Origin of the sequence: Hydrogenimonas sp., assembly GCF_029933015.1 — a bacterium.
Classification (GTDB): Bacteria; Campylobacterota; Campylobacteria; order Campylobacterales; family Hydrogenimonadaceae; genus Hydrogenimonas.
On record NZ_JAOZOZ010000002.1, the window covers coordinates 8,883 to 17,026 of the forward strand.

General features: G+C 52.9%; 12 protein-coding genes. 8 read left to right on the top strand and 4 right to left on the bottom strand.

Annotated elements, in window-relative coordinates; genetic code table 11:
• The 4 genes from Q1K23_RS00310 to Q1K23_RS00325 form a co-directional block, all read right to left on the bottom strand.
• A partial coding sequence (locus Q1K23_RS00310; RefSeq protein WP_300360909.1) for an argininosuccinate synthase occupies positions 1 to 1,202 on the bottom strand: 1,202 nt, incomplete at its 3' end.
• A gap of 61 nt (positions 1,203 to 1,263) precedes the next feature.
• A complete protein-coding gene (locus Q1K23_RS00315) occupies positions 1,264 to 1,524 on the bottom strand; it encodes a hypothetical protein (protein WP_300360912.1) in 261 nt (86 codons plus the stop codon).
• Positions 1,511 to 1,891 carry a flagellar export chaperone FliS gene (gene fliS, locus Q1K23_RS00320; protein WP_300360915.1) on the bottom strand — a complete coding sequence of 127 codons (381 nt, stop codon included), beginning with the start codon at positions 1,889 to 1,891 and terminating at the stop codon, positions 1,511 to 1,513. Before fliS ends, Q1K23_RS00315 begins: the two co-directional genes overlap by 14 nt.
• Before the next feature lie 50 nt (positions 1,892 to 1,941).
• Complete coding sequence (locus Q1K23_RS00325; RefSeq protein ID WP_300360916.1) at positions 1,942 to 2,322, bottom strand: FlaG family protein; 381 nt, start codon at positions 2,320 to 2,322, stop codon at positions 1,942 to 1,944.
• A gap of 125 nt (positions 2,323 to 2,447) precedes the next feature.
• On the opposite strand from Q1K23_RS00325, the gene Q1K23_RS00330 reads away from it, so the two are divergent.
• The 8 genes from Q1K23_RS00330 to Q1K23_RS00365 all read left to right on the top strand — a co-directional run bounded on the left by Q1K23_RS00330 (position 2,448) and on the right by Q1K23_RS00365 (position 8,144).
• Positions 2,448 to 2,813 carry a hypothetical protein gene (locus Q1K23_RS00330; protein WP_300360918.1) on the top strand — a complete coding sequence of 122 codons (366 nt, stop codon included), beginning with the start codon at positions 2,448 to 2,450 and terminating at the stop codon, positions 2,811 to 2,813.
• Positions 2,797 to 3,396: a 16S rRNA (guanine(966)-N(2))-methyltransferase RsmD gene (gene rsmD, locus Q1K23_RS00335; protein WP_300360921.1), complete on the top strand. Its 600-nt coding sequence runs from the start codon at positions 2,797 to 2,799 to the stop codon at positions 3,394 to 3,396. The genes Q1K23_RS00330 and rsmD overlap by 17 nt, the downstream gene beginning before the upstream one ends.
• A gap of 64 nt (positions 3,397 to 3,460) precedes the next feature.
• Positions 3,461 to 4,519: a flagellar basal body P-ring protein FlgI gene (locus Q1K23_RS00340; protein ID WP_300360924.1), complete on the top strand. Its 1,059-nt coding sequence runs from the start codon at positions 3,461 to 3,463 to the stop codon at positions 4,517 to 4,519.
• Between the two features lie 9 nt (positions 4,520 to 4,528).
• A complete protein-coding gene (locus tag Q1K23_RS00345) occupies positions 4,529 to 4,807 on the top strand; it encodes a rod-binding protein (RefSeq protein ID WP_300360927.1) in 279 nt (92 codons plus the stop codon).
• 62 nt (positions 4,808 to 4,869) lie between these two features.
• A complete protein-coding gene (locus tag Q1K23_RS00350) occupies positions 4,870 to 5,082 on the top strand; it encodes a flagellar biosynthesis anti-sigma factor FlgM (RefSeq protein WP_300360930.1) in 213 nt (70 codons plus the stop codon).
• Positions 5,083 to 5,099: 17 nt separating this feature from the next.
• Positions 5,100 to 5,528, top strand: coding sequence for a hypothetical protein (locus Q1K23_RS00355; protein ID WP_300360932.1), 429 nt, complete (start codon positions 5,100 to 5,102; stop codon positions 5,526 to 5,528).
• Positions 5,529 to 5,531: 3 nt separating this feature from the next.
• Complete coding sequence (flgK, locus tag Q1K23_RS00360) at positions 5,532 to 7,331, top strand: flagellar hook-associated protein FlgK (RefSeq protein ID WP_300360934.1); 1,800 nt, start codon at positions 5,532 to 5,534, stop codon at positions 7,329 to 7,331.
• A gap of 9 nt (positions 7,332 to 7,340) precedes the next feature.
• On the top strand, positions 7,341 to 8,144 hold the full coding sequence (locus Q1K23_RS00365; protein ID WP_300360936.1) for an ABC transporter permease: 804 nt from the start codon (positions 7,341 to 7,343) through the stop codon (positions 8,142 to 8,144).

Genomic DNA, 8,144 nt, shown 5'->3' on the forward strand with positions numbered 1-8,144 from the left:
GCGTGGCCCTCGATGATGAACCGCAGGGCGTTGAGGCGGATGAAGCCTTCGGCGTCCTTCTGGTTGTAGACGGTGTCCTCTTCGAACGTGGAAAATTCCGGATTGAAGAGGCTGTTGGGCGACTGGCGTCCCACGACGGTGACGTTGCCTTTGTAGAGTTTGAGACGTACATCGCCGTTGACGTTTTTCTGGGTCCTGTCGATGGCGGCCTGGAGCATTTCGCGCTCGGGGGCGAACCAGAAGCCGTTGTAGATCATTTTGGCGTAGCGGGGCATCAGCTCGTCCTTGAGGTGCGCTTCCTCGCGGTCGAGGGTGATCGATTCGATGGCGCGGTGGGCCTTGAGCATGATCGTGCCGCCGGGGGTTTCGTAGCAGCCGCGGCTCTTCATGCCGACGAAGCGGTTCTCGACCAGGTCGAGGCGGCCGATGCCGTGCTTGCTTCCCAGTCGGTTGAGCTCTGTGAGCATCTCGGCGGGAGTCATCTCACGGCCGTCGATCGCCACCGGGTCGCCCGCTTTGTAGCTGATGGTGATGTATTCGGGCTCGTCGGGGGCCTTTTCGGGGCTGACGGTCCAGCGCCACATATCCTCTTCCGGTTCGTTCATCGGATCTTCCAGACGTCCGCCCTCGTAGGATATGTGCAGGAGGTTCGCATCCATGGAGTAGGGGGATTTCTTGCCGTGCTTCTCGATGGGGATGCCGTGGGATTCGGCGTAGGCGAGCAGCTTTTCGCGGCTGTTGAGATCCCACTCTCTCCAGGGGGCGATGATCGTAATGTCGGGATTGAGGGCGAGATATCCCAGCTCGAAACGCACCTGGTCGTTGCCTTTGCCCGTCGCGCCGTGGCTGACGGCGTCCGCACCCGTGAGGCGTGCGATCTCGATCTGGCGTTTGGCGATCAGCGGACGGGCGATGGAGGTGCCCAGGAGATACTCGCCCTCGTAGATGGCATTGGCCCTGAACATCGGGAAGACGTAGTCGCGCACGAACTCCTCGCGCAGGTCCTCGATGAAGATATTTTCGGGTTTGATACCGAGTTTCAGCGCCTTTTCTCGGGCCGGTTCGACCTCTTCGCCCTGGCCGATGTCGGCGGTGAAGGTGACCACTTCGCAGTTGTACTCGTCCTGGAGCCATTTGAGAATGATACTGGTGTCGAGACCGCCGGAGTAGGCGAGTACGACTTTTTTGACCTCTTTTTTCATCTTGAACGTACCTCTTCTGAAAATAGATTTGGGCGATTCTATCGAAAAAGAGTTGAAAAGATTATGATGTGATGTCCAGGCGCCGGTCGGGCGCCTCTTCTTCGGAGGATGTGAGGAATTTTTTGGAGGTTTCGAGCTGTCTCATCTCTTCCGCGAGACGCGTTTTTCTCTTCTCGACGAGACTCCGCGCCTGGTCGATCAGATGCATCGCGGTACGTATCTCGTCGGGATCGTCGAAGGTGGGCATGGTGTCGATCAAAGAGAGGAGCTTCGTCTCGTTCTCTTCGATCAGGGCGATTTTGAAATCGTCAATCCAGCTCATTCATCGTCACTTCGCGCCACGCTTCCAGAAGTGTACGGGTCACTTTCAGGACGATATCGATCTTTTCGGGGCAGTTTTCGAGGTTGCTTTCGTTGAGAAACTTGATCTGCTGGTTGTAGAGCCCCTCCAGATAGTAGGCGACTTCGCCGCCCTTTTCGGCATCCAGAGAGTTGATCAGTTCGACGAAGATGGCGATGGCGCGGTTGGTCCAGTAGGTTCTCTTTTCGATATCGCCGGCTTCGATCGATTTTTTCGCCAAAGATCCGAAGCGGATGATTCCCTCGTAGAGCATTTCGATCAGTTTTTCCGGGGATTCGATCTGGATATTGTTCTGGGTATAGGTGTTGTAAGCGGCTGCTGCGGTCATTCAAAAATCCTTTTTTTATTTATATTTTGCATCCATGCAGATGGTGGGAGTCACCCTTTTTTGTCGAAAATCATTCCGACGAGCTCACGCATTTTGGCGGCCAGGCGCATCGCCTCCTCGGAAGGAATCTTGCGGATCTCCTGGTTGCTGCTCGTGTCGATGACCGAAATGTAGAGCTCTTCCACCGAGTCGTCGAATCCGAAACGGATACTGGTTTTTAGCGGGTTCATCTCTTTGTTGAGTTTGTCGGTGATCTCCTGAAGCTGTTTTTTCAGCTTCTCGGTATCGGCCTTCTGCTCGGTTTCGTTGACCTGCTCTTTTGTCGTCTGCATCGACGTTTTGTGCGTCTGGGACACCGACTGATGGGTGTTCCCGGCACCCTGCGTCGACGAGGGCGGCTGCTGTGTGCGCATCGCGTTGAAGATTTCCATGCCTTGTGCACCTCCGTTTTATGCTTTGAAGAACTATCGGATGCATTCAAAATATGTTTAGGGGGGATGATTTATAATGTCGTACAAATTCAGGGCCGACAGAGATCGGTCGGAACAGGGCTTTTATGAAGATCGCACTCAAATGCAACTCCGTTTTGCTGGAAAAGAGTCTGCGCCAGTTTCTCAAACACCATGTGGTATCGGAGCACGAAGCGGACATACTGGTTTCGGATCATCCCGTCACGTCCGAGAAACCCCTTCTGCGTATCGGAATGGACGAGGATGCCGATCTCAAAAAGCCTTTCTCCCGTTCGCAGCTCATGATCCGGCTCGAAGAGAAACTGCAGAAAAGCTCCCAACACAGAATGGTGCAGTCGTTTACCGTGGAAGAGGAGGAAGAGACACTGGAGGAGAAGATCGAGCGAATGACCAAAATCTTCGTCGAAGATCTGATATCCGTCATCAAAGAGCACTATGAACCCAAAAAATAAGAGTCAACTGACAACGAAAATCATCGGTGGAAAATATCGGGGGAAAAAAATTCTGCTGCCCTCAAAGAGTGTGACCAGAAGCTCCAAAGCCCGGCTCCGTGAATCGCTTTTCAATACGCTGCAGTTCGATCTTGTGGATGCAAACTTCGTCGAAATGTTCGGAGGCAGCGGTTCGGTGGGGCTGGAAGCGATCAGCCGCGGTGCGAAAAGGGCGTGGTTCATCGAACTAGACAGGGACTCCTACAAGACCCTGCAGCACAACTGCCGTCTGCTCGATCCTTCGAAATGCGATCTTCGATACGGAGACGCTTTCGTGATTTTGCCGCAGATCCTGCATGAACTGAAAAAAAGCGGAGAAAAAGCCTATATCTATATCGATCCCCCCTTTTCCATCAGGGAAGGGCACGAAGAGATCTACGACAGAGTCATAGAAACGATCGCCTCGATCGATCCGGAAGTGGTCCGCATGATCGTCGTCGAGCATATGACGAAAGCCGGGTTTCCGGAAAAAATCGGCCCTTTCGAAAGAACGAAATTCAAAAAATTCGGCAAAAGCGCGTTGAGTTACTACACCGTCTCCTGATTGGAACGGATTTTGCTTTCATACTGCTAACAACAATTACAGTTAATGAAGCGAAAGGTTTCCTTTGAGACGAGTGGTTTGGATCGTTCTGCTTTTTCCTCTGTTTCTTCATGCGGCGAAAATCAAAGATATCTGTAACGTCATCGGTGTCCGTGACAACCAGTTGATCGGTTACGGCCTCGTGGTGGGACTCAACAAAACGGGTGACGGTACGACTTCCAAATTCACACTGCAGACCATCGCCAACATGCTTCAGTCCATGAACGTCAAACTCGATCCCAAAGATATAAAATCCAAGAACGTCGCCGCCGTGATGGTGACCGCTACGCTACCGCCTTTCGCGAGACAGGGAGACCGGATCGACGTCGTCGTCTCTTCGATGGGTGACGCCAAATCGATCGAAGGCGGCACGCTTCTGATGACTCCGCTCAAAGGGGTCGACGGACGCATCTACGCGCTGGCGCAGGGTTCGGTCACGATAGGCGGACGCAACGGCCGAGGCGCCGGAACGCTCAACCATGCCACGGCGGGGCGTATTCCGGGAGGTGCGCTGGTGGAGCAGGAGGTCGCTTTCGATCTCTATTCGCAGAATCAGGCGACCCTCAGCCTCAAAGAGGCGAACTTCAAAAACGCCATTTCGATCCAGAACATTCTGAATCGCTATTATAAGGAAAAGGTGGCCGTCGCGATCGATGCCAGGACGATAAAACTGAGAAAACCCAAATCGCTGAGTATGATCGAGTTTCTCGCCGATGCGGGCGAACTCTCCATCGACTATACGGTCAAACCCCGCATCGTCATCGACGAGCGGACGGGTACCATCGTCTCCGGTGTGGACATAGAGGTGGAACCGGTGATGATCACCCACGGTGACATCGTTGTCAAAATCGAGCGGAGCAGAAACCTGCCCGCCATACGCAAAGGCTCCGACGCTGTCAACATCGGACGCAATACCCAGGTCCAGCCGCAGAACAATGTAGTAGTGACACGAACGGGCGCGACGACGGTTGCGAATATCGCCCGCTCCCTGAAAAAACTGGGTGCGACACCCAAAGACATCATCTCGATTCTCGAGGCGATGAAGAACGCGGGTGCGATTCATGCGGACCTGCAGATCATATAGGATAGCAAGATGACACCTTTGAAAATGGACGCCTATCAGACGGAGATACCCGTTGTCAACAACGTTGACAACAGAGAAAAACTCAAAGAGCAGACGGATGCCTTCGAAGCGATCATCCTGAAAATGATTCTGGATCAGTCGATCCAGGCCAAAGATCCCCTGCTGCCCAAGGATCCGGGCCGGGAGATCTATCGGTCGATGATGAACGAGGAGCGCAGCAGGCAGCTCAGCGGGGCCTTCGGATACAGCGAACTTTTGTTTAACTATTTGGTTGAAAAAAATTCTTAACAAATTATCTATTTGGTCGATAGTATAATTACAGAAGCATATCAATGACAAAAGGATGCATGATGATTCGAAACGTAGGTGCCCAGAACAATGGGACAATAATCAACGATATGAGGAAAAACGACGTGCAAAACGCACAGAATATCGAAAAACAGGCAATTGAGAAACAGAGTCGGGTCGACGAGCTGAAAAAACAGATCGCCAATGGTGAATATCAGGTCGATCTGAAAGCGACGGCAACGAAGATGGCTCAGGAGCTCAAGCCGGATCTGTAACCTGTAAGGAAAATACCATGCTGACCCACTATTTGGACAAAGCGGCAGAAGATCTGCAGACATTGATCGATTTGACGCAGAAAGATATCGACGATATCAAAGCGGCAAGACATCAGGCGCTTTTCGACCGGATCAAGACCAAGGAGCATACGCTCGTAACCTTCGAAAACAGAAAAGCTCTGATCGACAACGAGATCGGCAATCTCATCAAAGCCAATCCGGATAGTGAAATGGAAGATCTTTTGGATGAAGAGGTTCAGCAGAAACTTTCCCTCCTTCGTGAAAAACTCGAGGAGTTGCAGGCACTCAATCGTTATTATGCTCGTTTTGTCATTACCGTAGGTGAGTTCTACAACACTCTTTATGAAGAGATGCTTCCGATAGAGAAAGACGGATATACAGGGAAAAACGCCAAGCTGGCGTCGCTGATCGAAGTGAGGGCGTAAGCCGTGGCTTCGATCTTCAACGCACTCAATATCGGATACAGCGGCCTCAAGACCTCCCAGGTCGCCATCGATACCACCGGCCACAACATCGCCAACGCCCAGAATCCCGACTATACGCGTCAGCGTGTCGTCATCTCCCCCAACACCCCTTTGCATACCACACCGGGTGATATAGGCCTGGGTGCCAAAATCACCGAAATCGTCCGGATCCACGACGAATTCGTCTACAAACGACTGAAAAGCTCCTCCACCGACAACGAATTCAACCAGTTTCGCCGGGAAGTGATGGACGAAGTCTCCAGTTATTTTCCCGAGATCGAAAAAAACGGTATCTACAACGGTATGCAGGAGTATTTCAATGCCTGGAACGATTTTTCGAAAAATACGGACGACAGTGCTCTGAAAATCAATCTCGCGCAACAGACACGGACCTTTACCTCGACGATTCGGCAGACGAGGGAACAGATCAACGGACTTCAGAAGTCCCTGGACGATCAGCTGAAAACGGCCGTGGACGAGATCAACCGTATGGGCAGACAGATCGCCGAGATCAACGTGCGGATCAACAGCAGCGAAGCGGGCGGCGACCATGCCAACGACCTTCGGGACCAGCGTGACAAACTGGAACTGGCCTTGAGCAAACTGGTCGATATCGCCGTCTCGAAAGGGGATCTGCAGCCCGATACCACGATAGACCGTCACCGCATCGAATCGGGCGATGCCTACCATCTGAGTATCGGGGGCTCCTCCTTCGTGGACGGATCCACTTTCCATCCTCTCGTACTCGACAAGCGGGAAGGGAGTCAATTTTCAGACATCTACTACCAGCGCCAGGATTACGAGAAGTTCGATATCACAGGCTTTATCCACGGCGGTAAGGTGGGGGCGATCCTCTCCCTGCGCGACGGTGATATCCAGCAGGTCGTCGATGAGCTCGACAGCTACGCCTCTTCGATGATCCTCTACACAAACAACCGCTACGCGGCGCATGCCACGACGGCGATGAACGGCAATGTCCCGATAGAGGGCGCCCAGAGAGTGGATCAATCCGATCTGCCGATCGGGGAGGGTTCGTTTCATATTAAGGTATATGACATCGACGGCGAGGAAGTGGCCAGCAGAAAGATCGATCTGAACGGTTCTATGACTTTCGACGATATCGCCGCTGCCATCAACAGCGATATCGACGACAATGCGGACAATGTCAACGATAACGATGTCGACGATTTTCTCGAGGCTTCGGCGAATGGAAAATTTATCATCGGACTGAAACAGGGCTTCGAAGGACAGGGATATACGTTCGCCATCGAAGAGGACGATCAGGAAAATCCCACACTTTTCGCCGGCGCTCTCGGGCTGCAGCGTTTTTTTGACGGAGAGAGTGCCCGAAACATCAAGCTCGACCGCACACTCGACGACAATCCCACGAAGATCGGCGGCAATGCGGCACCGGTCGCCGGAGACAACGGTGTGGCGAACAGTATGCTCGAACTGCAGTACGACAAGATCGCTTTCTATATGCCGTCCGGCTCGAAGGAGCTCTATGCCGAAGATACGCTGAGCGGATTTTTCAGAATGAGTGCCACGGGTGTCGCCGAAAAGACGGCTTCGGTTCATTCGGCCGCCGAGACGTCGGAGGCTCTGCTCAACGCGGTAATCGACGAATTCGACAGCATCAGCAAGGTCGACATGGACGAAGAGCTCACCAATCTCATGAAATATCAGACCGGCTACAGCGCCAGCGCGAAGGTCATCACGACGATCGACCAGATGATTCAGACACTTCTTAACATAAAACAGTAACATAACGGTATGAAATGCCCGTGCTTCAGCGTGGCCGTACTGGCCGCACTCTTTCTCTTCTCTTTCGCAGGACCCCATCTCTATACCGTCAGTCCCTATGAACTCCGTCCAGATGCACTGTTGCTGCCACCCTCTGCCGATCACTGGCTCGGTACCGACAGGCTTGGACGTGATCTGCTGGCGCGGCTCATGCACGGAGGTGAGGTTTCTCTGCTCATCGGTGTGGGAAGTGCCCTCACTGCTTCTTTGCTGGGACTGATGATCGGAATCACGGCCGGTTACTTTCGCGGAAGTGTGGACAGGGCTTTCGTAGTGATCGTCGATCTTTTTCTGACGTTTCCCACCTTTTTCCTGCTTCTTGCACTGGTCAGTTACGTGGAAGCTTCGGTATGGGTGCTCATCTTCGTCATCTCCGTGACGGGATGGATGACGATGGCCAGGATGATACGTGCCGAAAGCTTCTCCATCGGTCAGAAACCCTTCATCAAGATTCTGCGCATCGCCCATGTCCCGACACCGAAAATCGTCTTCAAATATTTCGCCCCTCTGCTGGCTCCCATCTTTTTCGTCAGTTTCACCTTCGGTGTCGGCGGGGCCATCCTGAGCGAAAGCGCCCTAAGCTTTCTGGGACTGGGCATATCTCCCCCCCAGATGAGCTGGGGCAGCCTGATCAGCGAAGGAAAAGAGGTAATGGAGATCGCGTGGTGGATCAGCTTTTTCCCGGGCCTCATGATCTTTCTGGTGACATTCTCACTGATGCAGATCTCCGACTGGCTTCAGAGCAGAACGAACCAAAAAGAGGTGCTCGGATAA